The sequence below is a fragment of the Streptomyces sp. NPDC050439 genome (assembly GCF_040655335.1).
In the GTDB taxonomy this organism is placed as follows: Bacteria; Actinomycetota; Actinomycetes; order Streptomycetales; family Streptomycetaceae; genus Streptomyces.
This window is the reverse complement of sequence record NZ_JBFAJT010000001.1, coordinates 680,013-703,543: the sequence shown is the minus strand read 5'-3', so window position 1 is coordinate 703,543 and position 23,531 is coordinate 680,013. Positions and strand designations below refer to the sequence as shown.

General features: G+C 69.7%; 16 protein-coding genes. 6 read left to right on the top strand and 10 right to left on the bottom strand.

Going from position 1 to position 23,531, the window contains the following annotated elements; genetic code table 11:
• Positions 1-49: 49 nt before the first annotated feature.
• The 3 genes from AB0I66_RS03260 to AB0I66_RS03250 are packed head-to-tail and all read right to left on the bottom strand — an operon-like array spanning position 50 to position 3,174.
• Positions 50-883, bottom strand: a complete 834-nt coding sequence (locus tag AB0I66_RS03260) for a carbohydrate ABC transporter permease (RefSeq protein ID WP_363205951.1) — start codon at positions 881-883, stop codon at positions 50-52.
• Positions 884-934: 51 nt separating this feature from the next.
• The gene (locus AB0I66_RS03255) at positions 935-1,891 is read right to left on the bottom strand and encodes a sugar ABC transporter permease (protein ID WP_363205950.1); all 957 of its coding nucleotides are present in this window, start codon (positions 1,889-1,891) and stop codon (positions 935-937) included.
• Entirely contained in the window at positions 1,891-3,174 is a 1,284-nt protein-coding gene (locus AB0I66_RS03250; RefSeq protein WP_363205949.1) for an ABC transporter substrate-binding protein, read from the bottom strand. The genes AB0I66_RS03255 and AB0I66_RS03250 overlap by 1 nt, the downstream gene beginning before the upstream one ends.
• Before the next feature lie 258 nt (positions 3,175-3,432).
• On the opposite strand from AB0I66_RS03250, the gene AB0I66_RS03245 reads away from it, so the two are divergent.
• Together AB0I66_RS03245 and AB0I66_RS03240 are read left to right on the top strand one after the other, a co-directional pair.
• On the top strand, positions 3,433-4,422 hold the full coding sequence (locus AB0I66_RS03245; protein WP_363205948.1) for a glycosyl hydrolase: 990 nt from the start codon (positions 3,433-3,435) through the stop codon (positions 4,420-4,422).
• A gap of 145 nt (positions 4,423-4,567) precedes the next feature.
• Positions 4,568-6,832, top strand: a complete 2,265-nt coding sequence (locus AB0I66_RS03240) for an MMPL family transporter (RefSeq protein WP_363205947.1) — start codon at positions 4,568-4,570, stop codon at positions 6,830-6,832.
• On the opposite strand, the gene AB0I66_RS03235 is transcribed toward AB0I66_RS03240, so the two are convergent.
• Positions 6,819-7,724 carry an acyl-CoA thioesterase II gene (locus tag AB0I66_RS03235; RefSeq protein WP_363205946.1) on the bottom strand — a complete coding sequence of 302 codons (906 nt, stop codon included), beginning with the start codon at positions 7,722-7,724 and terminating at the stop codon, positions 6,819-6,821. The genes AB0I66_RS03240 and AB0I66_RS03235 overlap by 14 nt on opposite strands.
• A gap of 47 nt (positions 7,725-7,771) precedes the next feature.
• On the bottom strand, positions 7,772-10,408 hold the full coding sequence (locus AB0I66_RS03230) for a DUF3516 domain-containing protein (RefSeq protein WP_363205945.1): 2,637 nt from the start codon (positions 10,406-10,408) through the stop codon (positions 7,772-7,774).
• Between AB0I66_RS03230 and AB0I66_RS03225 the strand changes: the two genes are divergently transcribed.
• Positions 10,407-11,201 (top strand): metal-dependent hydrolase, encoded by a 795-nt coding sequence (locus tag AB0I66_RS03225; RefSeq protein ID WP_363205944.1) that lies wholly within the window; start codon positions 10,407-10,409, stop codon positions 11,199-11,201. The genes AB0I66_RS03230 and AB0I66_RS03225 overlap by 2 nt on opposite strands.
• Before the next feature lie 63 nt (positions 11,202-11,264).
• The gene (locus AB0I66_RS03220) at positions 11,265-12,149 is read left to right on the top strand and encodes an alpha/beta hydrolase (protein ID WP_363205943.1); all 885 of its coding nucleotides are present in this window, start codon (positions 11,265-11,267) and stop codon (positions 12,147-12,149) included.
• Positions 12,150-12,186: 37 nt separating this feature from the next.
• Here AB0I66_RS03220 and AB0I66_RS03215 read toward each other — a convergent pair whose 3' ends face one another.
• Both AB0I66_RS03215 and AB0I66_RS03210 read right to left on the bottom strand, forming a co-directional pair.
• Positions 12,187-13,968, bottom strand: coding sequence for an ABC transporter ATP-binding protein (locus tag AB0I66_RS03215; RefSeq protein ID WP_363205942.1), 1,782 nt, complete (start codon positions 13,966-13,968; stop codon positions 12,187-12,189).
• Positions 13,965-15,818, bottom strand: coding sequence for an ABC transporter ATP-binding protein (locus tag AB0I66_RS03210; RefSeq protein ID WP_363205941.1), 1,854 nt, complete (start codon positions 15,816-15,818; stop codon positions 13,965-13,967). Before AB0I66_RS03210 ends, AB0I66_RS03215 begins: the two co-directional genes overlap by 4 nt.
• 293 nt (positions 15,819-16,111) lie before the next feature.
• Here AB0I66_RS03210 and AB0I66_RS03205 point away from each other — a divergent pair, with 293 nt between their 5' ends.
• On the top strand, positions 16,112-16,849 hold the full coding sequence (locus AB0I66_RS03205) for a L,D-transpeptidase family protein (protein ID WP_363205940.1): 738 nt from the start codon (positions 16,112-16,114) through the stop codon (positions 16,847-16,849).
• Between the two features lie 292 nt (positions 16,850-17,141).
• Positions 17,142-18,569 carry a cation:dicarboxylase symporter family transporter gene (locus AB0I66_RS03200; RefSeq protein WP_363205939.1) on the top strand — a complete coding sequence of 476 codons (1,428 nt, stop codon included), beginning with the start codon at positions 17,142-17,144 and terminating at the stop codon, positions 18,567-18,569.
• On the opposite strand, the gene AB0I66_RS03195 is transcribed toward AB0I66_RS03200, so the two are convergent.
• From AB0I66_RS03195 to AB0I66_RS03185, 3 genes are all read right to left on the bottom strand, one after another.
• Positions 18,508-19,968, bottom strand: coding sequence for a Gfo/Idh/MocA family oxidoreductase (locus AB0I66_RS03195; protein ID WP_363205938.1), 1,461 nt, complete (start codon positions 19,966-19,968; stop codon positions 18,508-18,510). The two genes, AB0I66_RS03200 and AB0I66_RS03195, sit on opposite strands and share 62 nt — an antisense overlap.
• 125 nt (positions 19,969-20,093) lie before the next feature.
• A complete protein-coding gene (locus AB0I66_RS03190) occupies positions 20,094-23,012 on the bottom strand; it encodes an FAD-binding and (Fe-S)-binding domain-containing protein (protein WP_363205937.1) in 2,919 nt (972 codons plus the stop codon).
• Positions 23,013-23,063: 51 nt separating this feature from the next.
• Positions 23,064-23,504: a MarR family transcriptional regulator gene (locus AB0I66_RS03185; protein ID WP_363205936.1), complete on the bottom strand. Its 441-nt coding sequence runs from the start codon at positions 23,502-23,504 to the stop codon at positions 23,064-23,066.
• Between the last annotated feature and the right edge of the window lie 27 nt (positions 23,505-23,531).

The window sequence follows — 23,531 nt, the reverse complement described above, 5'->3', positions numbered from 1 at the left end:
ACTTCCGGTGAGGGGCCTTGCCCGTCCGGGGGCGGAACGGTCGGTGCGGTCACGACTTGACGGCCCCGTCCACGAGGGCGTTCTCCATGCGGCGCTGCAGTGCGATGTACACGGCGTAGACCGGGGCGAGGGAGATCAGGCAGGCGGCGGCGAGGGTGCCGTACTGGATCATCGTCGCGGAGGTGAGGGAGGGCAGTGCGACCTGCACGGTGCGGAGTTCGGGGTCCGGGCCGAGGATGACGAGGCTGAAGAGGTATTCGTTCCAGAAGCCGAGGAAGTTGAGGATGGCCACGGTGATCACGCCGGGTGCCGACATGGGGACGTAGATCTTCCACAGGACCGTCCAGCGTCCGGCGCCGTCCATCATGGCGCTCTCCTCCAGCTCCGGCGGGATGGTGCGCATGAACTGGGTGAGGAGGATGACCGAGAGCGGCAGGGCGGTGGCGGGCAGGAAGAGGATGAGGAACGCCTGCATCTGGAACATGCCGAGTTCGATGGCCAGCAGCACGGTCGGCACCAGGGCGGCGAAGGCGGGGACGAGGAAGCCGAGTCCGAAGACCTTCTCCACGACGGCGGCGGTGCGTCCGCTGCTGCGGGCCAGGCCGTAGGCGGCGGGGAAGGCGAGAGCCAGGGTGATGGCCTCGGCGCCGGCGGTGACGAGGACGGAGTTGCCCAGGGCGGAGCCGAGCGAGGCCAGGTCCCAGGCGTTCGTGAAGTTCTCGAAGAGCCACTGCGAGGGCAGGGCGAAGGGATGGTCGAAGACCTCGGTGTTGTCCTTGAGGGAGGTGGTGAGGAGGTAGTACAGCGGCAGGATGAGGAGCAGGGCGTAGAACCAGGCCAGGATGTGGCCGGTCAGCAGGCCGCTGCTGCGGCGCGATGCCATGGGCAGCCTTCCCAAGTCGTTCGGGCTTGTCGGTTCCGGCTGGTGGGCCGGCTAGTAGTTCTGGCGCAGGAGGCGGCGGATGACGACCATGCCGATGAGTCCGGCGACGAAGAGGAAGACGCCGACGGCCTGGCTGTAGCCGACGTCCTGCTGGAGGAAGGCTCGTTGGTACATCAGGTACGAGAGGGTGGTGGACGAGGTGCCGGGGCCGCCCTTGGTGAGCATCAGGACCGTCGCGGCGGAGCTGAAGAGCGTCCACAGGAACTGCAGCATCGTGGCGACACCCACGAACCCCTTGCACATCGGGTATGCCACCTGCCACATCCGGCGCCAGTGCCCGGCTCCGTCCAGGGCGGCCGCCTCGTACATGGCCTCGGGCACGCTGGCGAGGCGGGCCGCGAAGAGGACCGCGGTGTAGCCGATGCCGCCCCACACGTCGACGACGATCACGGTGGCCAGGGCAGTCGAGGGATCGGCGAGCCAGGGCGTGGTCGCTGAGCCCAGGCCGAGGGACTCCAGCAGACCGTTGACGCCGCCGTCCGGCGCGAACATCCCCACGAAGATCATCGCCTTGGCGGAGATCGACAGCAGGCCGGGGGTGAAGCACAGGACGCGCAGAGTGCGGTGACCGGGCGGTTTGAGCTGGAGGTAATAGCCCAGCATGAAGGCGAGCGGGATCATCAGGGGCAGCGCGACGGCCAGTTGGATCCCGGTGTTCTGCACCGCGTCCCAGAAGACCGGGTCGTCGAACATCCGCCGGTAGTTGTCCGTCCCGGTGAACGCGTGCGGCGAGATGAGGCTCGCCCAGTCGTTGAGGCTGATGACGAACATCGCCACGACCGGGCCGAGCATGAACACGCCGTACCAGGCCAGGGCGGGCACCGCGAAGAGCGCGGGGCCCCGCCCGCGCCGCCGACGTCGGACGGCAGCGCGGACGGGCGGCGGGGAGGCCGGCTGAGAGGGCGACTTCGCGGTGGCGGGCCCGGATCGGGTGAGTGCTTCCGCCATCACTGGGCTCCGGAGTACGCCTGGTCGAGGGCGCCGCAGATCTCCTTGGCGTCCTTGCCCGGTCCGAAGGCGAGCGAAGTGGCCTGGATGAGCGGGGTGTTCGCGGCGGCCGGGATGTGCAGGTCGGGCAGCTGGGCGTCCGTCGTGGCCTTCGGGATGTCGTTGATGGCGCTGTTCAGCAACGGGTCGTCGCTCTTGCGGTGCTCGGCATCGAGCTTCACGGCCGGGTAGATGCTGGCGTCGGCGACGAAGCGGCCGGCCACCTCGGGCTGGTAGAAGTGGCTGACGAACTGCTTCACCGCGTCCTGCTTCTTGTCGCCGTTGGGGCTGATCCAGAAGCCGGTGCTGGTGTAGCCGGTGAACACGGTCGGCTTGTCGAAGGCCGCGCCCTGCGGCAGCGGCAGACCGGCCAGCTCGGTGTTGCCGCGGACCTTGTCCGGGACTTCGCTGAAGGCCCAGGAACCCTGCGACATGATCGCGGCCTTGCCGGTGTAGTACTGGTTCTGCATCGCGTCGAAGGTGAAGCCCTGGGCCTTGTCGGCGAAGACTCCCGCGTCGCGCAGTTCGGTGAAGAGCTTGATGCCCTTCATCGCCCCGGCCGAGGCGCAGTAGCCGCCCTTTGCGTCGAGTTTCTGCGCGGCCTGCTTCGTCACGTACGACTGGGATATCTGCAGGAAGAGCTTCTGGCCGCTCCAGTCGTTGCCGCCCACCGCCATCGGCTGGATGCCCGCCTTGCGCAGCTTCTTCGCCGCGGCGATCAACTCGTCGGTGGTGGAGGGGATGTTGTCGACGCCGGCCTTCTTGAGCAGGGAGGTGTTGTACCAGACCGGCCAGGAGAAGCCGGCGAACGGGAAGCCCATGGCCTTGCCGTCGGGGTTCGTCCACTCCTTGAGCGCCTGCGGTTCGGCCTTGTCCCTGAGTCCCCAGTCGTCGAGGTATTTGTCGACGGGGACGGTGGCGTCGTTCTTCGTCCAGGCGAGGGTCTTGTCGAAGAGGTTGACGAAGACGACGTCCGCCTCCTTGCCGGCGGCGAGCGAGGTCTCGTACGACTCGTCGAGGTCCTCGCCGGCCTCGACGATCTTGACCTTGATGCCCGACTCCTTGGAGAAGGCTTCGACCTCGTCGTAGAAGACCTTGCCGCCCGGAGTCGCCTTCAAGTACTGCGAGAGCACGGTCAGTTGCTTGGGATCGTCGGCGCTCGCATCGCCGCCCTTGCCGCACCCGGTTGCCACGGCGAACAGAGAAAGGGTGCCGACGAGGGCGATGGCGGTTCTGCGTGTCATCTGCCTTGTCCTTCAGGGGAGTTGCGGGCGGCCCTGACGCGGCCCGCTGACCTTGGCGCACAACCTAGACAGGAATTCCGGGCCCCGTCCATAGACCGGTTCAGTTTTCTTTTGCTTGGAACAGCCACCAATTCATGGCACATTACTGAACCTTTACTTAAATAGACATGCATCTAGACAACGTTGTCTGCGATGGGCAGAGTGTGCGGTCGACCGCGGGCCGCTCCGGTCTCGCGTCCCCGACAGAGGGGCTTTCCCATGCACAGAAAACGCATCACCGCGTTTCTCGCGGCGGCGCTCCTTGCGCTGTGCCTCACCCCCGACGCCCAGGCGTTCCCGAGCAGTTCCAAGCAGCAGGTGATCAATTACCTGCGTTCCGTCTCGGGTTCGAACATCGTGTCCGGCCAGCACAACAAGGAGCCCGCGAGCAATCCCGGCCAGTACACCCAGCAGGTCAAGGACGTCACAGGGCAGTACCCGGGCCTGTGGGGCGGGGATCTGATGTTCCGGGCCGAGGACGTCGCCAACCGGCAGCGGGTGATCGACCAGGCGAAGACGGAGTGGGCCAACGGCTCGCTCGTCTCGCTGACCTGGCACGTCTGTCCGCCGACGATGGGCAGTTCCTGCGAGTTCGAGGGCGGCGTCAAGTCGCGCATCACCGACGCCCAGTTCTCGCAGGTCGTCACCAACGGCACGGCACTGAACAACGCCTGGAAGCGCCGCCTCGACGAGGTCGTCCCGTACCTGCAGCAGCTGAAGGCGGCCGGAGTGCCCGTGCTGTTCCGGCCGTTGCACGAGATGAACGAGCAGTGGAACTGGTGGGGCAAGCGACCGGGCGCGAACGGCGGGGCCAAGCTCTACCAGATCACCCACGACTACCTCGCGGGCAAGGGCCTGGACAACCTCATCTGGGTGTGGAACGTCCAGGACAATCCGGAGGGCGGCTGGGCGAGCTACTACCCGGGCAACAGCTACGTCGATGTCGCCTCGCTCGACGTCTGGTACAAGAACTACCCGAGCTCGGCCGACTACCAGCAGCTGCAGAGCATCGCGGGCAGCAAGCCGATCGCCCTCGCGGAGATGGGCAAGGTCCCCAATTCGGCGCTGCTCAACAGCCAGACCCGCTGGTCGTACTTCATGATCTGGTCGGAGCAGCTCAAGGGGAACAACACCAACGCCGAGATCCAGGCCTGCTACTTCCATCCGCGCGTACTCAACCAAGGTGAGGTGAAGCTTCCGGCCGCCTAGCCGACGCCCCCACCCGGGCGCACAAGCGGCCCCTCACACCCCTCCTGCGGGGAACGAGGGGCCGTCACCCGTTTCGCCGACCCTGGGTGCCGGGTGCGCGGACGTTGCGTTGAATCCGGAGTGACCTATGCCTTCGGGAGCAAGCATGTCTGTGCCACACGGGCCGAGCGAACCACGGCCGAGTACCTCACCGCCCCGGCGCGGACGGCTTCGCGGGATCGGGCAGTGGTGCGCCCGCCACTGTGTGACCGTCATCGTGGTGTGGCTCGCCGCGCTGGTCGGGCTGCAAGTCCTGAACCACGCCTACGGCGGTCAGTACTCCGACGACTTCTCCCTGCCCGGCACCGCCTCGCAGGAGGGCCTGGACGTACTCAAGGCACATGAGCCCGCGGCCGGTGGCTACAGCGCCCAGGTCGTCCTGCACGACGCGGCCAAGCCACTCAGCGACCAGAGCGACCAGGTCAGCTCGGCGGTCAGCAGCCTGCAGAAACTTCCCCACGTGCTGTCCGCGCAGAGCCCGCTGCCCGCACAGCAGCAGCCCGCCGGCACGCCGAACCTGGGACCGCTGTCCTCGGACGGCAAGACGGGCTACATCACCGTCCGCTTCGACGTGCAGCCCTCCACCCTCGGCGACGCCTATCTGAACGGCGTCGACAAGGCGGTGCAACCGCTGCGTTCCGCCGGTGTGGAGGTGGAGTACGGAGGCCCGCTGGGCGAGCTCGCACGCCCCGAGGCGAACGACCGCACGAGTGAGGCCATCGGATTCGGTGTGGCGATCGTGGTCCTCCTCATCGGCTTCGGCAGCGTGCTCGCCGCACTGCTGCCCCTGGTGACGGCGCTGGTCAGCGTCCTGTGCGGCCTCGCCTGCCTGGGCTTGCTCGCGGCCGCCTTCACCTTCGCCACCGTGTCACCGACGCTGGCCACGATGATCGGACTCGGCGTAGGAATCGACTACGCCCTCTTCCTCGTCACCCGCCACCGGCAGAACCTCCTCACCAAGGATCCCGTCACGGCGGCCGGGCACGCGACGGCGACCAGCGGCCGGGCGGTCCTGGTCTCCGGATGCACGGTGATCATCGCCCTGTCCGGCCTGTGGGTCTCCGGGATCTCGTTCATCGGCAAACTGGGCCTGGCCGCCGCGGTCACCGTCGTCACGGCGGTGCTCGGCGCGCTGACCCTGGTGCCCGCCCTCCTCGGCCTGATCGGGCGCCGCATCGACAAGCTGCGGGTGCGGACCCCGATCGCCGAGACGAGCACCGCGCCGGGGACCACGGACCAGGGCGGCTGGCATCGCTACGCGCAGCGCGTGGAGCGGCGGCCCTGGTGGTTCCTCGCCGGCGGCGCCGTCGTGCTCGCCGTCCTGTCCGTCCCGGTCTTCTCCATCCAGCTCGGACACATCGGCGACGGGGCCGACCCGAAGTCCTTCACCGACCGGCGTGCCTTCGACCTGATGTCCTCCGCCTTCGGGCCCGGCTCGAACGGCCCGATGACCCTCGTCATCGACCAGAGCGACGTACCCCAGTCGGACAGGGCGGCACTGAAGAGCCAGGCGCAGAAAGCCCTCACCGACGTGCCCGACGCGGCCGCCATCACACCGCTCACGGCCACGTCGGACGGCGACGTCCTGATCTCCACGGCCTACTCCGTGGCCGCCCCGCAGGACGCGCGGACCACCGACCTGCACGAGAATTTGAGCGACGACGTGCTCCCGCAGGCCGTCTCGGGGACGAAGGCGAGCACGTACGTCACGGGGACGACCGCCGCGCAGGCCGACTTCCTGGAGATCGTCTCCAAGAAGCTGCCACTGATCATCGCGGTGGTGGTGGCGCTCGCCTTCCTCGTCATCCTCGTCGTGTTCCGCGGCCTGCTCGTCGCGGTCAAGGCCGCGGTGCTCAACGTCCTGTCGATCGCCGCCTCGTACGGCGTCGTGGTGGCCGTCTTCCAGTGGGGCTGGGGCGGACCGGCACTCGGGGTGTCGGGGAAGGTCCCGATCGAGAGCTACGTACCGATGATGATGTTCGCGATCGTCTTCGGACTCAGCATGGACTACGAGATCTTCCTGCTGTCCCGGGTCCACGAGGCGTGGCTGCGCACCCGGGACGCAAGGGCGAGCGTCGCCCATGCCCTGGAGATCACCGCACGGGTCATCACCTGTGCCGCGCTGATCATGGTGAGTGTCTTCGCCGCGTTCATCCTCAGCGACAACATCGTGGTGAAGATGCTGGGGCTCGGCCTCGCGGCCAGTGTGCTCATCGACGCCACCGTGGTCCGTCTGCTCCTGGTGCCCGCGGTGATGACGCTCCTGGGCAAATCCGCCTGGTGGGCGCCGCGTTGGATGGACCGGCTGCTCCCGCACATCGACGCCGAGGGCGAGAGCCGGGCCGTGAAACCGCCGCTCACGCCCCCGTAGCCGGGCGGCCGTCCATGTGCCGCTCCCCGTACGCCCTGAAGAGACCCTCCTGGACGACCGAGACCAGCAGCCTGCCCTCGCGGTCGTAGATCCGGCCGCGCGCCAGACCGCGGCCGCCCGTCGCGATCGGCGACTCCTGGTCGTACAGGAACCACTCGTCCGCGCGGAAGGGACGGTGGAACCACATGGCGTGGTCCAGCGAGGCCATGTCGAAGCCGCGCGGGCCCCACAGGGGTTCCACCGGGATGCGGACGGCGTCCAGGAGCGTCATGTCGCTCGCGTACGTCAGCGCGCAGGTGTGCACGAGCGGGTCGTCGCCGAGCGGGCCCACCGCGCGCATCCAGACCGCGCTGCGCGGCTCGGCGTCCTTGATCTCCTCGGCGGTCCAGCGCAGCCGGTCCACGTAGCGGATGTCGAAGGGCTGGCGCCTGGCCATGCGCTCCAGCTGCTCGGGGAGCTCGCCCAGATGCTCGGTGATCTCCTCGACGACCGTCGGCAGCGTCTCGGGGTCGGGAGCCGTGATGCGCGGCGGCAGCTGGTGCTCGAAGGCCCCTTCCTCGGGCTGGTGGAAGGAAGCCGTGAGGTTGAAGATGGTGCGCCCCTGCTGGACCGCGGTCACCCGGCGCGTGGTGAAGGAGCGCCCGTCCCGTACGCGCTCGACCTGGTACACGATCGGCACGCCGGGGCGGCCGGGCCGCAGGAAGTAGGCGTGCAGCGAGTGCACCGGGCGCTCGCCCTCGGTGGTGCGCCCCGCGGCCACCAGGGCCTGCCCGGCGACCTGCCCGCCGAAGACCCGCTGCAGGGACTCCTGCGGGCTGCGGCCACGGAAGATGTTGACCTCGATCTGCTCCAGGTCCAGCACGTCGACAAGACGGTCGGCGGGATTGTTCATGGCGGTTCCTCGACTCCTGTCCGGGGGAAGCTCGGGGCGGTCAGCGGTCAGAGCTGGCCGACGTCCGTGACGCGGACGACGGCGCGGCCCTCCTCGTCGGAGGCCGCGAGATCGACCTCCGCGCTGATGCCCCAGTCATGGTCGCCGTTCGGGTCGGCGAACGTCTGCCGGACGCGCCACAGACCGTGCTCCGGGTCCTCCTCGATGAGCAGCAGCTTGGGGCCGCGCGCGTCGGGACCGGTGCCGAGATCCTCGTACTCGTCCCAGTACTTGTCCATGGCCGCGCCCCAGGCGTCCGCGTCCCAGCCGGAATCGGCGTCGAGCTCGCCCAGCTCCTCGACGTGGTCGAGCGCGGCGAGCTCGACACGGCGGAAGAGCGCGTTGCGGACCAGCACGCGGAAGGCGCGGGCATTGGCGGTGACCGGCTTGACCTGGTCGGCGCGCTCCTGGGCCTCCTCGGCGGTCATCACCTCGGGGTTGGCGAGCTGCTCCCACTCGTCGAGGAGGCTGGAGTCGACCTGACGGACCATCTCGCCGAGCCAGGCGATGAGGTCCTCCAGGTCCTCGGACTTCAGGTCGTCCGGGATGGTGTGCTCAAGTGCCTTGTACGCGCTCGCGAGATAGCGAAGGACGATGCCCTCGGTGCGGGCGAGCTCGTAGAAGGACGTGAACTCCGTGAAGGACAGCGCCCGTTCGTACATGTCACGGATGACGGACTTGGGGGAGAGCGGGTGGTCGCCTACCCACGGGTGACTCGTCTTGTACGTGTTGTAGGCGTGGAAGAGCAGCTCCTCCAGGGGCTTGGGGTAGGTGACGTCCTGGAGCCGCTCCATGCGGTCCTCGTACTCGACGCCGTCCGCCTTCATCAGCGCGACGGCCTCGCCGCGCGCCTTGTTCTGCTGGGCGGCGAGGATCTGGCGCGGGTCGTCCAGGGTGGACTCGACGACGGACACCATGTCCAGGGCGTACGAGGGGGATTCCTGGTCCAGCAGATCGAAGGCCGCAAGAGCGAAGGTCGACAGCGGCTGGTTGAGCGCGAAGTCCTGCTGCAGGTCGACCGTCAGACGCACGATGCGGCCCGAGGCGTCCGGCTCGTCGAGCTTCTCGACCACACCGCCGTCGAGCAGCGAACGGTAGATGGCGATGGCGCGGCGGATGTGCCGCAGCTGCTGCTTGCGCGGCTCGTGGTTGTCCTCGAGGAGGTGACGCATCGCCTCGAAGGCGTTGCCCGGACGGGCGATCACGGCCAGGAGCATGGTGTGCGTGACGCGGAAGCGGGAGGTCAGCGGCTCGGGCTCGGAGGCGATGAGCTTCTCGAAGCCGGACTCGGTCCAGCCCACGAAGCCCTCGGGGGCCTTCTTGCGCACCACCTTGCGGCGCTTCTTCGGGTCGTCGCCCGCCTTGTTGAGCGCCTTCTCGTTCTCGATCACGTGCTCTGGCGCCTGCGCCACGACCAGGCCCGCCGTGTCGAAGCCCGCACGTCCCGCGCGGCCCGCGATCTGGTGGAACTCCCGGGCGCGCAGGGTGCGTACGCGCGTGCCGTCGTACTTGGTGAGGGCGGTGAAGAGGACCGTGCGGATCGGGACGTTCACGCCGACGCCCAGGGTGTCGGTGCCGCAGATGACCTTCAGCAGACCGGCCTGTGCCAACTTCTCGACGAGCCGCCGGTACTTGGGCAGCATGCCCGCGTGGTGCACGCCGATGCCGTGGCGCACGTACCGCGAGAGGTTGCGGCCGAACTTGGTGGTGAAGCGGAAGTTGCCGATCAGCTCGGCGATCTTGTCCTTCTCCTCGCGGGTGCACATGTTGATGCTCATCAGGGACTGCGCGCGCTCGACGGCCTGCGCCTGCGTGAAGTGCACGATGTAGACCGGCGCCTGCTTGGTCTCCAGGAGCTCGGTGAGCGTCTCCGTGATGGGCGTCAGGCGGTACTCGTACGACAGGGGGACCGGGCGGGTCGCGGAGCGGACCACGGAGGTGGGGCGTCCCGTACGGCGCGTCAGGTCCTTCTCGAACATCGAGACGTCGCCGAGCGTCGCGGACATGAGGATGAACTGGGCCTGCGGCAGTTCGAGGATCGGGATCTGCCAGGCCCAGCCGCGGTCGCCCTCGGCGTAGAAGTGGAACTCGTCCATCACGACCTGGCCGATGTCGGCGTGCTTGCCGTCCCGCAGCGCGATCGACGCGAGGACCTCGGCCGTGCAGCAGATGACCGGGGCGTCGGAGTTCACGGACGCGTCACCGGTCAGCATGCCGACGTTCTCGGTGCCGAAGAGCTTGCACAGGTCGAAGAACTTCTCCGACACCAGCGCCTTGATCGGAGCCGTGTAGAAGGTGACCTTGTCCTGGGCCAGCGCCGTGAAGTGCGCGCCCGCCGCGACCAGGCTCTTTCCGGAGCCGGTCGGCGTGGACAAGATCACGTTGGCTCCGGAGACCACCTCGATCAGCGCCTCCTCCTGAGCCGGATAGAGAGTGATCCCCGTTTCCTCGGCCCACGAGGAGAAGGCTTCGAAGAGGGCATCGGGGTCGGCATCCGGCGGCAGCTGATCAATAAGGGTCACACCCCCATCTTGCCTTCCTTCTGTCCCGATCCGGGAACCGGCGGTCCGCACGAAGATCACGAACGCTACGCTGTGTGGCCAACGGGGCGTCAGCACAACAGAAATGGGGCGGGCAACAGCCATGATGGGTCCGGCACACTCACTGTCGGGGGCCGCGGCCTGGCTCGGCGTCGGAGCGGCCGCGGCGGCCGCGGGGCACACGATGCCCTGGCCGGTCCTCCTCGCCGGAGCCCTGATCTGCGCCGGAGCAGCGCTCGCACCGGACCTGGACCACAAGTCGGCGACCATCTCGCGCGCCTTCGGGCCCGTCTCCCGGGGCCTGTGCGAGATCGTCGACAAGCTCTCGGCCGCCGTCTACAAGGCGACCCGCAAACAGGGCGACCCGCGCCGCGCCGGAGGGCACCGCACCCTCACCCACACCTGGCTGTGGGCCGTCCTCATCGGGACGGGCGCCTCCGCCCTCGCCATCTTCGGCGGGCGCTGGGCGGTCCTCGCGCTGCTCTTCGTCCATATGGTGCTCGCCATCGAGGGCCTGCTGTGGCGGGCCGCGCGCGGGTCGAGCAGCGATGTGCTGGTGTGGCTGCTCGCCGCGACGAGCGCCTGGATCCTCGCCGGAGTCCTGGACAAGCCCGGCAACGGCGCCGACTGGCTGTTCACCGCGCCGGGGCAGGAGTACCTGTGGCTGGGACTCCCGATCGTGCTGGGCGCCCTTGTGCACGACATCGGGGACGCGCTCACGGTCTCCGGCTGCCCGATCCTGTGGCCCATCCCCATCGGCCGCAAGCGCTGGTACCCCATCGGACCGCCGAAGCTGATGCGGTTCCGGGCGGGCAGCTGGGTCGAGCTGAAGGTCCTGATGCCGGCCTTCATGCTGCTCGGGGGAGTGGGCGGGGCGGCCGCCCTCAATTACATCTGAGGGCGGGTTTTCGGGTGTGCGCCCCGCCGATGAGTTCTGGCGGGGAGCGGGGTCTATACGGTCATGACAACGCACACGCTCACCACACCTGGCGCCGAGCTCACCTATGACGTGCACGGCCCCGTGCCGACGGCGGACGGGCGCCCCCCGCTGTTCATGATCGGCCAGCCCATGACCGCCGACGGCTTCGCGGCCCTGGCGGCCCGCTTCCCCGACCGCACCGTGGTCACCTACGACCCCCGCGGCCTCGGCCGCAGCAGCCGCAGCGACGGCAGGGACGACCACGACCCCGAGGTCCAGGCCGGCGACGTGCACGCCCTGATCCACACGCTGGGAGCCGGGCCCGTCGAACTGTTCGGCAGCAGCGGCGGTGCCGTGGTCGCGCTGGCCCTGGTGACGGCGTATCCCGACGACGTGATCACTCTCGTCGCGCACGAGCCTCCGCTGCTCTCCGTGCTCCCCGACGCCCAAGCCGCCGAGCGCGCGCGGGCCGGGGTGCGGGACGCGTACGACAAGAGCGGCTGGGGCGCGGGCATGGCGGCCTTCATCGCGATGACGTCATGGCAGAGCGAATACACCGACGCCTACTTCGCGCAGCCCGCCCCCGATCCAGCCGCTTTCGGCCTGCCGACGCAGGACGACGGCTCGCGCGACGACCCGCTGCTCTCCGACCGGTCCTGGGCGGTCAGCGGCCTTCAGCTCGACGTCGGCGCGCTCGCGGCGGCACCTACGCGGATCGTGCTCGCGGTGGGGGAGGAGTCGGAGGGCGTGTTCACCTGGCGCACCGCGGAGGCGGCGGCCGCGCTGCTCGGCCAGCGGCCGGTCGTGTTCCCCAGCCACCACGGAGGCTTCACGGACGCCAGTTCCGGCTACCCGGGCAAGCCGGACGAGTTCGCGCTCAGGCTGCGCGAAGTCCTCGCCAACGCCCCTGAGTCCGCGGGCAGCTGAGCCGTAGGGCGGGGGCGCCTCCCCCCCCGGGCGCCCCCTACCCGTGCCATGACCGCCACAGCGCGGCGTACGCACCCCCCGCCCCCACCAGCTCGTCATGGCTGCCCAGCTCGCTGATCCGGCCGTTCTCGACCACCGCGATGACGTCCGCGTCGTGCGCGGTGTGCAGCCGGTGGGCGATGGCGACGACCGTACGGCCGTCCAGGACGCGCGCGAGGGAGCGTTCCAGGTGACGGGCCGCGCGCGGGTCAAGGAGCGAGGTCGCCTCGTCGAGGACCAGGGTGTGCGGGTCGGCGAGGACCAGGCGGGCCAGCGCGATCTGCTGGGCCTGCGCCGGGGTGAGGGCGAAGCCGCCCGAGCCCACCTCGGTGTCCAGGCCCTTGCTCAAGGCCCGCGCCCAGGTGTCCGCGTCGACCGCGCCAAGGGCCGCCCACAGCTCGGCGTCCCGTGCCCCGGTCCTCGCGAGCAGGAGGTTGTCGCGCAGGGAACCCACGAAGACGTGGTGCTCCTGGTTGACCAGCGCGACATGGGAACGCACGTCCTCCGCGGGCATGGCCGACAACTCCGCGCCGCCCAGTGTCACATGACCGTCCCGCGGTGCGTAGATCCCGGCGAGCAGCCTGCCCAGCGTGGACTTGCCCGCGCCGGACGGGCCGACCAGGGCGACCCGCGAACCCGGCTCGACGGCGAGGGAGACCTCCCGCAGGACGTCGACACCTGCGCGGTAGCCGAAGTGCACGTCGTCCGCGAGCACATCGCGTCCCTCGGGCGTGACGGTGCCGTCGCCCGCGTCCGGCTCGATGTCCCGTACGCCGACCAGGCGGGCCAGCGACACCTGGGCGACCTGCAGCTCGTCGTACCACCGGAGAATGATCCCCAGCGGGTCGACGAGCATCTGCGCGATCAGGGCGCCGGTGGCCAGCTGGCCGACATCGATCCAGCCCTGCAGGACGAACACGCCGCCGATCATCAGGACCGAGCAGAGCACGAGGGTGTGGGTGAAGTTGATGACCGGGAAGAGGACGGAGCGCAGGTAGAGCGTGTGCCGTTCCCACGCGGTCCATTCACGGACACGACGCTCCGACAGGTCCACGCGGCGCTTCCCGAGCCGGTGCGCCTCCACCGTCCGCCCCGCGTCGATGGTCTCGGCGAGAGCGGCGGCGACCGCGGCGTACCCGGCGGCCTCCGAACGGTAGGCGGAGGGTGCCCGCTTGAAGTACCAGCGGCAGCCGACCACGAGCAGCGGCACCGCGACGAGGAGGGCGGGTGCCAGCGGCGGCGCGGTCACGGCGAGACCGCCGATGAGCAGCGCGACCCACACCACGCCGATCGCGAGCTGCGGCACCGCTTCCCGCATGGCGTTCGCGAGCCGGTCGACGTCCGTGGTGATCCGCGAAAGGAGGTCGCCCGTCCCGGCCCGCTCCAGCACGCCGGGCGGAAGCCCGACCGACCGCACGAGGAAGTCCTCGCGCAGGTCGGCCAGCATCCGCTCACCGAGCATCGCGCCGCGCAGCCGTACCTGATGGACGAAGAGGGCCTGCACGACGAGAGCGACGGCGAAGAGGCCGATGGTGCGGCCCAGATGAAGGTCGCGGGCGCCGTCCGCGACGCTCTCGACCAGATCGCCCAGCAAGTAGGGACCGGCCATCGAGGCGATCACGGCACAGGTGTTGACCGCGACGAGCAGGGCGAAGGCCCGGCGGTGCCGCTTGACCAGCTCGCGCACGTAAGCCCCCACCGTCGCGGGCGCGCCGACGGGCAGGGTGTCCGCGGTGGTCGGGGCCGCCGGGTCGTACTCCGGTGGCGCCAGGCCGATCATGCCGTCTCCTCGATGTCGATGTTGATGTCGGTCCCGATGCCGGTCCCCATGTCGGTCTGCGCCTTCGGCGCCTGTTCCTGGTCCGTCTCGCGTGTGACGACCGCCCGGTAGCGCGGCTCGGTGTGCACCAGCTCGCGGTGCACGCCCACCGCCGCGACCTCCCCCTCGTGCAGGAAGACCACCCGCTCGGCCCGGTCGAGGAGCAGCGGCGACGAAGTGAGGACCACGGTCGTACGTCCCTTGCGCAGCCCCTTGACGCCGTCGGCGACCCGCGCCTCGGTGTGCGAGTCGACGGCGGACGTCGGCTCGTCGAGCACGAGGACACCGGGGTCGGTCACCAGCGAGCGGGCCAGCGCGAGGCGTTGCCGCTGGCCGCCCGACAGGGAGCGTCCGCGCTCGGTGACATGGGCGTCCAGCGGGGCCTCGTCCACCGATGCCTGCGCGAGGGCGTCCAGGACGTCCGCGCACTGCGCCGCCTCCAGGGCCTCGTCGGCGCTCACCGCTCCCGACGCCGGTACGTCGAGAAGTCCGCGGAGCGTGCCGGAGAGCAGCACCGGGTCCTTGTCCTGTACGAGGACCGCGGTTCGGGCGGTGGCCAGCGGGACCTCGTCGAGCGGTACCCCGCCGAGCCGTACGGACGGCAGCTTCTCCGCGTCGTCGAACGCGGCGTGTCCGCCCAGGCGTTCGGCCAGCCGTCCCGCCTCGTCCGGGTCCCCGCACACGACGGCGGTGAGCCGTCCCGAGGGCGCGAGGAGCCCCGTCGCCGGGTCGTAGAGATCGCCCGTGGGTGTCCTGGCGTCGTCGCTCGGTTCGTCGTGCGGTTCGTTGGGCGGTGGTGTGTCACCGGCATGCGTCGTGCGCTGCAGGGAGAGTACCCGGGCGGCGCGCTTGGCCGAGGGCCGCGAGAAGCTGTAGGCCATCGCGATCTCCTCGAAGTGCCGCAAGGGGTAGGTCAGCAGCGTGACCGTGCTGTAGACGGTGACCAGCTCGCCGATGGTGATCCGCCCCTCGCGGGCCAGGTGCACGCCGTGCCAGACCACCACGATCAGGAGCAGCCCCGGCAGCAGCACCTGGACGGCCGAGATCGCCGCCCACATGCGGGCACTGCGCACGGCGGCCGTACGCACTTCCTGCGAGGCGTGGCGGTAGCGTTCGAGGAAGAGTTCCTCGCCGCCGATGCCGCGCAGCACCCGCAGGCCCGCCACGGTGTCCGATGCCAGTTCGGTCGCGCGCCCGGCCTTCTCCCGCTGCTGATCGGCCCGTCGGGTGGCCCGCGGCAGCAGCGGGAGCACGGCGAGCGCGAGCACCGGGACCCCCACCGCGACGACGACGCCGAGGGCGGGCTGGTACACGACCAGGCCCACGCAGATGAGGACGACCGTGAGCGCGGCCGCCGCGAAGCGCGAGGCCGCCTCCACGAACCACCCGATCTTCTCGACGTCACCGGTGGACACGGCGACCACCTCACCGGCGGCGACGCGCCGCGTGAGCGCCGAGCCGAGCTGGGCGGTCTTGCGGGCGAGGAGCTGCTGGACACGGGCGGCCGCGGTGATCCAGTTCGTGACCGCGGTGCGGTGCAGCATGGTGTCGCCCAGGGCGATGGCCAGGCCGCACAGCAGCATCACCGCGCCCGCGACCGCGAGGCGTTCCCCCGACCGGTCGACCACGGCCTGCACGGCGACGCCGACGAGGTAGGGGAGCACCGCGATGGAACCGAAGTGCAGGAGACCCCAGGCGAGGGACTTCAGCTGGCCGCCGAGCTGGTTCCGTCCGAGCCAGCGCAGGAAGTGAGGGCCCGAGCGGGCATCCGGCATGCCCGGGTCGGTGTACGGAAGATCGCGAATCTGCATGACGTGTGACGTCCCAGGGTCGGAGAGACGGAATCGTCGGTTCGGCGGAGCGTGCCGGCGGGAACGGACGACGGTGAACGGGCGTTGCTGAGCGGGCGTTGGCGTACGGGCGAGGAGCGGCTCCGCGAAGGGAGGCGGCCGACATCGAACGGAGGTAACAGGCCGTGAAAGGTTCGCCTCGCACGGTGGCGCGAGGCAAACGATTTTCCGTCGGCGAGTAAAGATTCGGCCCCTTCTCGATCGCGGGCCGGGCGCCGGCGCGGCGCGCGTGAACCGGGTGCGACCATGGACGGATGCGTATAGCCGGTGCGGTGCGAGCGGCGGCCGCCGTCGCGGCCTGCGGTGTTCTTCTGACGTCCTGCGGCAGTTCGGACGGAGCGGGGGCCGGAGCCAAGAACGACCAGGGCGCGGGCCGCGCGAAGAGAGCCGAGGCGTCGCCGACGACCGACCTCAAGCGCATCCCCGACGTGGGTGAACGTCTGCGGAGCAAGATCCCCGAGAACTCCCGGCAGGTCGTCGCGGTCTACGGAGAGGGCGTGGACTCGGCGAAGTCGAGGGTCGTCCTGTACGAGAAGTCCGGCTCGACCTGGGACAAGACGCGCACCTGGTCCGCGCACAACGGCAAGAAGGGCTGGACGACCGACCACCGCGAGAACGACAAGCGCAGCCCGGTCGGCGTCTTCACGCTCACCGACGCGGGCGGTGTCCTCGCCGATCCCGGTGCCGGCCTCCCGTACACCCGTAGTGCGTCGATGCAGGCGCCCCGTTACTGGGCCAAGTCGCACTGGCACGACTTCGATTACGTCATCGCCATCGACTACAACCGCGCCAAGGGCACCCCGCCCAATGACCCCACTCGCCCCCAGGGCCAGTCCAAGGGTGGCAGCATCTGGCTGCACATGGACCACGGCAGCGGCACGTCGGGCTGCGTCAGCCTGTCGAAGGAGGGCATGCGGTACCTCCTGAAGAACCTCGAGCCGAAGCAGCACCCGGTCGTGCTGATGGGCGACAAGGCGAACTTGAAGGACTAGGGCTGGATCAGCGCTGGACCAACGCTGGATCAGGGCTGGACCAGGGCTGGATCAGCGCCCTTCTGACATCACCTTTCCCCGGGACGGGCAGCGACTACCCCCGGGGGCCGACAGGCGACCCCGCTCTCCGGAGGGCCTCCTTCCGTTTCGGCGTTTTGGAGCAAGATCCAAGATTTACGCCGATGTGATTCGTAGGTCTTTTGCGGAAGCGATCACTCCGCCATAGTGGCGCATCGCGGAAACAAACTTCCGCATGCCAGAAGAAGGTTGAAGCCTCACCACAGGAGTGCCCGTGCCGCAGTCCGTACCGTCCATACCGCGACGCGTAGCACGCACATTGCGAACCTCACTGTTCGCGCAGGTCGCCTGCGCGTTGGTGCTCGGAGTCCTCGTCGGCCGACTGTGGCCCGACGCGGGGACAGCCGTCCAGCCGCTCGGCGACGGCTTCGTACGTCTCATCAAGGCGATGATCGCCCCGCTCGTCTTCTGCGTGGTCGTCGCCGGAATCACCAAGGCCGGAGACCTCAAGGCCTTCGGGCGCATCGGGATCAAGGCCCTCATCTGGTTCGAGGTCGCGACCACGGTCGCCCTCGTCGTCGGCCTGGTCGCCGGAAACCTCGTCAGCCCCGGCGCCGGCATGAACGTCGACTCCGCCAAGCTCGACGCCTCCGCCGTCGACGCGAAGACCGGCGGCGGTGAGCTGCCCTCGACCAGCGAGTTCATCCTGCACTCGCTGCCCGACAGTGCGATCGGGGCCTTCGCCGAGAACTCGCTGCTCCAAGTCCTCGTCCTGTCCTGCCTGGTGGGCGCTGCCCTGCTGCACCTGGGCACCACCAAGGTCCCCGCGATCCTGCCCGCCATCGAGCAGGCCCAGGAGGTCGTCTTCGCGATCGTCGGCTTCATCATGAAGCTGGCGCCCCTCGCCGTCTTCGGCGCGACCGCGCACTTGGTGGGGGAGTACGGCCTCGGCGCCCTGTCGACGTACGGCAAGCTCATCGGCGTCTGTTACGCGGTGGCCCTGATCTTCCTCCTCCTGCTCGGCGTCGCCCTGAAGGCGCTGACCGGCCTGAGCCTGTGGAAGTTCGTCCGCTACACGCGTGAGGAGATGCTGCTCGCGCTCGGCACGGCCTCCAGCGAGGCCGTCATGCCGCGCATGATGCAGAAGCTGCGCCAGGCCGGCTGCCGCGACGACGCGGTGGGCCTGGTCCTGCCGACGGGGTACTCCTTCAACCTTGACGGCGCCTCGATCTACCTCTCCGTCGGCACGTTGTTCATCGCACAGGCCGTGGGCGTGGACCTGAGCCTGGGGCAGCAGATCACGGTCGTCCTCGTCCTGATGCTGACCAGCAAGGGCATGGCGGGCGTGCCCGGTTCGGCGTTCCTCGCGCTGTCCGCGACCGCTTCCGCGCTCGGGGTCATCCCGGCCGGCGCGGTCGCCCTGCTGCTCGGCGTGGACCGCATCATGGACGCGATGCGCGTCGCCACGAACCTGCTCGGCAACTGCGTCGCCGTCTTCGTGGTCTCACGCTGGGAAGGGGCGCTGGACACGGCACGGGCGAAGAAGGTCCTGGGCGGCGAGATCGCCTTCGTGCCGGAACAGGGCGAACCAGTGGAGGGGCCCGGCAGCGCCGATGTGAGCACCGCCGGGCCCAAGTCCCTTACGCCTGCGGCTTCTCCGAGTCCACTCCCGGGCGGGCCTTCTTCCACATCCCGCGAGTGAAGTCCGGGATGGCCTGCGGCGCGCCCTTCGCCTTGATCGAGAGATGGCTCAGGGGGACGGGCGACGTCCAGACCGCGGCGTCATAGACGTCGAAGTCCGGCACGAGGCCGAGCTGCATGGTCTGCATCAGACGGAAGATCATGATGTAGTCCATGCCGCCGTGCCCGCCCGGCGGGTTGGAGTGTTCCTTCCACAGCCAGTGGTCGAACTCGCCCGCGTACTTGCCGAAGTCGCCCCACTCGTCGTCCGTGTGGTCCGGCTCGATGTAGATGCGCTCGGGGTAGTCCTCGAAGACACCCTTGGTCCCGCCGAGGCTGTTGATGCGGGAATAGGGGTGCGGGGTGCTGACGTCGTGCTCCAGGCGGATCACCCGCCCCTTCGCCGTCTGTACGAGACTGATCGTGCGGTCGCTCTCGATGTACGTCTCCTTCCAGCTCGGGTCGCCCGCGGGCATGTGCGCCTTGCGGTACTCGGCCAGACCGAGGGCGGGCGTGCCGAAGCTGGAGATGTGCGTGACGCGGTCGCCGCGGTTGATGTCCATGTAGTTGGAGACCGGACCGAAGCCGTGGTTGGGGTAGAGGTCGCCGCGCAGCCGCGTGTGCCACAGGCGTCGCCAGGGCCCCTCGTAGTAGTCCGGGTCGAACATCAGGCCGCGCAGATCGTGGTTGTAGGCGCCCGCTCCGTGCAGCAGATCACCGAACTTGCCCGCGTGGGCCATGCGCAGGACGCGCATCTCGTTCTTGCCGTAACAGCAGTTCTCCAGCTGCATGCAGTGTCTGCGGGTGCGCTCGGAGAGGTCGACCAGTTCCCAGAGCTGGTCGAGCTGGAGGGCGACGGGACACTCCACGCCGACGTGCTTGCCGTTGAGCATCGCCGTCTTGGCCATGTCGAAGTGCCAGTCCCAGGGCGTCGCCACGTACACGAAGTCGACGTCACCGCGCTTGCACAGGTTCTCGAAGTCGTGATCGCCCTTGGTGTACGTGGCCGGGGCGGGCTGGCCCGCGTCGGTGACCTTCTTCGCCGCGGCCGCCGTCTTGTCCTTGACCGGGTCGCAGAGCGCGACGACCTTCACTCCCGGGATCGCCAGGAACAGGTCGATCATGCTGCCGCCGCGGTTGCCGAGCCCGACGATGCCGACCCGCACCGTGGAACGCCGCGCGAACGGCACGCCGACCATGGTCTTGCCCTTGCGTGGCGGCGCGTCGGCGGCCGTGGCCGCGCCCGCGGGCGCGCCCTGTGGGGCGTCGGCGTGTGCCGTGCCGCCGGTGAGTGCGCCGAGACCGAGCCCGGCTCCGGCGAGGCCGGCGGTGCGGAGCACGGCGCGGCGGGAGGCGCCGTCCGCGGAGTCTTCAGGGGTCGCGGACTCGTCGGGGTTCGGGGTGGCGTGCTCGTCGTGCATCGGACCTCCGTGGCTTGGATGCCTGCGCTGGAACGGATGCCACCCTGATGGCGGGATGGGCGTGGCGCAAGGGACCGAAGTGGCCAGGGAGTTGGACTTATGTCATCCGGCTTGTGGTGCTGTGCTCACGGCCGCGTCGCGCGCTCCAGTTCCAGGAGTACGGAGTAGTAGGAGCGGCCCGTGGCGTGGTCCATGCCCACCTCGCACATGCGGTTCGCCGAGAGGTGGGCGTCGTAGGGGCGGGTGGTGACCTCTGCCGCTTCCTTGCGGGTGGCCGACTCCGTCAGTTCCTTGTGCAGCATGCCGCGGTCGCCCGCGAAGGCGCAGCAGCCCGCGTCGTCCGGGACGACCACCTCGTCCGCACAGGCCTCGGCGAGGGTGCGCAGCTGCGCCTCGTCGCCGAGATGGCTCATGGAGCAGGTGGGGTGCAGGACGGCGGAGCCGACCGTGCGGTGCACGGTCAGGTGCGGAAGCAGCTCGTCCGCGGCCCAGACCAGGGAGTCGACGACGGTCAGCTCCCGGTGCAACTCGCGGTTCTCGGCGGTGAGATGGGGCACGACCTCGTGCGCGATGCCGAGCGTGCAGGACGAGGCGTCCACCACCAGCGGCAGCCTCCCGCCCGCCGTCCAGGCCCAGGCCGCCTCGACGATGCGGTTGGCCATCACCGCGTTGCCCTGGTCATAGCCCTTGGAGTGCCAGATCGTGGCGCAGCAGGTCCCCGCCACGTCGTCCGGGATCCAGACGGGCCTGCCCGCGCGCGTGGCGACGGCGACCATCGCCTCCGGCAGGGAGCGGTCACCGGGGCTCCCGAAGATGCGGTTGACGCACGCCGGGTAGTACACGGCACTCGCGCCCCTGCGCTGTGTGCGCGGCAGTTTGCGGGCGGCCGCTCCCGGGATGTCCGGCAGCCATTCGGGGACCAGGTCGGGGCGGACGGCCTTGCGGGCGGCGCGCGTGACCGAGGTCAGGAGCCGGTCGCTGATCCGGTCGGAGGCGGCCACCGCGAGCCTCGCGGCAGCCTCGACCGCCTTGAAGTTCTTGGCGGCGACGGCGGCCGCCCTCTCCTCGCGCGGCGAGTGCCGTGCGTGCCGGAAGTCCTTCATCAGGGCTCCGGTGTCGATCCCCACCGGGCAGGCCAGCTTGCAGGTGGAGTCGCCGGCGCAGGTGTCCACGGCGTCGTACCCGTACGCCTCGACCAGGCCGTCCTCGACCGGGGAGCCGGGCCTCTGCCGCATCATCTCGCGGCGCAAGACGATCCGCTGGCGCGGAGTGGTCGTCAAGTCCTCGCTGGGGCAGGTCGGTTCGCAGAAGCCGCACTCGATGCAGGGGTCCGCGATCAGCTCCACCTTGGGGATGGTCTTCAGGCCGCGGAGGTGGGCCTTGGGGTCGCGGTCCAGGACGATGCGCGGCGCGAGCACGCAGTCCGGGTCGATGACCTGCTTGGTGCGCCACATCAACTCCGTGGCTTCGGGCCCCCATTCGAGTTCGAGGAACGGGGCGATGTTGCGTCCCGTCGCGTGCTCCGCCTTGAGCGAGCCGTCGAAGCGCTCGACGGTGAGGCGGCAGAACTCGTCCATGAACGCGGCATAGCGCTCCACGTCCGAGGGCAGGCCCGCGTCGAAGGCGAGCAGGAAGTGCAGGTTGCCGTGCGCGGCATGACCCGCGACGGCGGCGTCGAAGCCGTGCCGTGTCTGAAGTTCGAGCAGGGCCCCGCAGGCGTCGGCCAGCCGCGACGGCGGCACGGCGAAGTCCTCGGTGATCAGTGTCGTCCCGGAGGGGCGCGAGCCGCCGACCGCTGTCACGAAGGCCTTGCGTGCCTTCCAGTAGCCCCCGATCGTCTTCGGGTCGCGGGTGAAGGTGTTGGTCACCGAGGCGACGGGCGCGACGAGTTCGAGCCCTTCGACGACTTTGGCGGCCGCCGCCTCGTAGGCCTCGCGGCCCGCCTCGTCCGGTGCGCGGAACTCCACCAGGAGCGCGGCGGTCGACTTCGGGAGCCGCGCCCAGTCGGCGGGCACGCCCGCGACGCTGGTCGAGGCGCGCAGGGTGTTGCCGTCCATCAGCTCGACGGCCAGTGCGCCCGCTTCGTTGAACAGGGGGACGGCGGCCGCGGCGGCCGGCAGGGAGGGGAAGAACAGCAGGGCCGTGGTGAGGTGCCGGTCCAGCGGAAGCGTGTCGAAGACGACCTCCGAGATGAACCCGAAGGTGCCCTCGGAGCCGACCATCAGGCCGCGCAGGATCTCCACCGGCGTCGCACCGTCCAGGAACGCGTCCAGGCGGTAGCCGTTCGTGTTCTTGATCTCGTACTTGGCGCGGATGCGGGCCGTGAGTTCCCGGTCCGCCTCGATCTCGCGCTTGATCTGCAACAAGCCCTCGCACAAGGCCGGTTCGGCATGCGCGAGCTGCTCGTCCGCGTCCGGGTCTGCCGTGTCGACCACCGTGCCCGTCGGCAGGACGAAGGTGAGTGAGGCCACCGTGTGATAGGAGTTGCGGGTGGTGCCCGCCGTCATCCCGGAGGCGTTGTTCGCGACGACCCCTCCGATCGTGCAGGCGATGGCGCTCGCCGGGTCGGGGCCGAGCACCCGGCCGTGCCGGGCGAGTGTGGCGTTGGCCCGCAAGATGGTAGTCCCGGGGCCGATGCGGGCCTGCTCGCCGTCGCCGATGACCTCGACGCCCGCCCAGTGCTTGCGTACGTCGACCAGGATGTCCTCGCCCTGGGCCTGGCCGTTGAGCGAGGTGCCCGCCGCGCGGAAGACGACTTCGCGGCTCCTGCCGTGCGCGTACGAAAGGACGGCCGAGATGTCGTCGATGTCCTCGGCGACGACCACGACCTGCGGCACGAAGCGGTAGGGGCTGGCGTCGGAGGCGTACCGCACGAGGTCGGAGATCTTCGTCAGTACCTTGTCCTCGCCGAGCAGTGCGCACAGCTCCGAGCGCAGGGGCTCGGGGGTGCCCTTGGCCTGCCGGTCCGGCACCCGGTCGTGCGCCGGTGCCTCCGGGTGCGAGACGGGGCGCAGGGCTTCCGGCTTGGGCTCCAGGAACGGCATGAGCTCTCCTCGGCGAGGGGCGGGCGGCCAGACGGTGGACGTCCGGCGCTGTCAGCAGCGCCGGACGTCCGGCTCGAACAGCGCGTTCAGCAGGCCGCCGAGCTGCTTGCGCTGCTCGGTGTCCAGTGGAGCCAGGATGTCCTCCGCGGCGGCCAGGCGCGCGCCGCGCAGCTCCCCGAGAGCCTTGCGACCCGCGTCCGTGAGCTCGATGCGGATCACCCGGCGGTTGGTGGGATCGGGGACGCGCCGCACGAGATCACCGGCCTCCAGGCCGTCGACCAGGCTCGTCACGGCACGCGGGACCACTTCGAGATGCTGGGCGAGATCGGCCATGCGCGGCGGGGTGTCGTACTGCACGAGGGTGCGCAGCAGGCGCGACTGGGCCGGGGTGATGCCGATCGGCACCAGATGGCGCTTCTGGATGCGGTGCAGCCTGCGGGTCAGCCGCAGCAGCTGTTCGGCGAGGAGTCCGTCGGCGTCCGGGGTGTTCATGCGGGAACATTATCAGGACCTTGTGCA

Bases quoted from the DNA above. Each gene is read 5' to 3' on its own strand.
- AB0I66_RS03215 (WP_363205942.1), bottom strand. From the start codon at position 13,968: ATGATCGGCCTGGCGCCACCGGAGTACGACCCGGCGGCCCCGACCACC.
- AB0I66_RS03250 (WP_363205949.1), bottom strand. From the start codon at position 3,174: ATGACACGCAGAACCGCCATCGCCCTCGTCGGCACCCTTTCTCTGTTC.
- AB0I66_RS03205 (WP_363205940.1), top strand. From the start codon at position 16,112: ATGCGTATAGCCGGTGCGGTGCGAGCGGCGGCCGCCGTCGCGGCCTGC.
- AB0I66_RS03185 (WP_363205936.1), bottom strand. From the start codon at position 23,504: ATGAACACCCCGGACGCCGACGGACTCCTCGCCGAACAGCTGCTGCGG.
- AB0I66_RS03245 (WP_363205948.1), top strand. From the start codon at position 3,433: ATGCACAGAAAACGCATCACCGCGTTTCTCGCGGCGGCGCTCCTTGCG.
- AB0I66_RS03210 (WP_363205941.1), bottom strand. From the start codon at position 15,818: ATGCAGATTCGCGATCTTCCGTACACCGACCCGGGCATGCCGGATGCC.
- AB0I66_RS03260 (WP_363205951.1), bottom strand. From the start codon at position 883: ATGGCATCGCGCCGCAGCAGCGGCCTGCTGACCGGCCACATCCTGGCC.
- AB0I66_RS03220 (WP_363205943.1), top strand. From the start codon at position 11,265: ATGACAACGCACACGCTCACCACACCTGGCGCCGAGCTCACCTATGAC.
- AB0I66_RS03230 (WP_363205945.1), bottom strand. From the start codon at position 10,408: ATGGCTGTTGCCCGCCCCATTTCTGTTGTGCTGACGCCCCGTTGGCCA.
- AB0I66_RS03225 (WP_363205944.1), top strand. From the start codon at position 10,407: ATGATGGGTCCGGCACACTCACTGTCGGGGGCCGCGGCCTGGCTCGGC.
- AB0I66_RS03255 (WP_363205950.1), bottom strand. From the start codon at position 1,891: ATGGCGGAAGCACTCACCCGATCCGGGCCCGCCACCGCGAAGTCGCCC.
- AB0I66_RS03240 (WP_363205947.1), top strand. From the start codon at position 4,568: ATGTCTGTGCCACACGGGCCGAGCGAACCACGGCCGAGTACCTCACCG.
- AB0I66_RS03195 (WP_363205938.1), bottom strand. From the start codon at position 19,968: ATGCACGACGAGCACGCCACCCCGAACCCCGACGAGTCCGCGACCCCT.
- AB0I66_RS03190 (WP_363205937.1), bottom strand. From the start codon at position 23,012: ATGCCGTTCCTGGAGCCCAAGCCGGAAGCCCTGCGCCCCGTCTCGCAC.
- AB0I66_RS03235 (WP_363205946.1), bottom strand. From the start codon at position 7,724: ATGAACAATCCCGCCGACCGTCTTGTCGACGTGCTGGACCTGGAGCAG.